The sequence below is a fragment of the Streptomyces sp. JW3 genome (assembly GCF_052216785.1).
In the GTDB taxonomy this organism is placed as follows: domain Bacteria; phylum Actinomycetota; class Actinomycetes; order Streptomycetales; family Streptomycetaceae; genus Streptomyces.
Genome location: NZ_JBQOUX010000299.1, coordinates 1 through 287 on the forward strand (window position 1 = coordinate 1; position 287 = coordinate 287).

Annotated in this window: 1 protein-coding gene; it reads left to right on the top strand. The window is 73.2% G+C overall.

What is annotated here, in order from left to right; all coding sequences use genetic code 11:
- Window positions 1-287 (top strand): AMP-binding protein (locus ACTT8P_RS38590; RefSeq protein WP_442836450.1); only part of this gene is annotated, 287 nt, incomplete at both ends.

Genomic DNA, 287 nt, shown 5'->3' on the forward strand with positions numbered 1-287 from the left:
GGTCCGACCGAGGCCACGGTGATGGCGACTGCGGTGGAGATCGCGGAGGGCGTCACGCCCGAGGACGCGCCGCCGGCCATCGGCCGTCCCCTGGCGAACACGCGCGTCTTCGTGCTGGACGACTTCCTGCGCCCGGTGGCCCCCGGCATGGTGGGTGAGGTGTATCTCGCGGGTCCCGGCCTGGCGCGCGGGTATCTGGGGCGCACGGATCTGACGGCGGAGCGGTTCGTGGCCTGTCCGTTCGTTCCCGGGCAGCGGATGTACCGGACCGGTGACCTGGCGCGGTG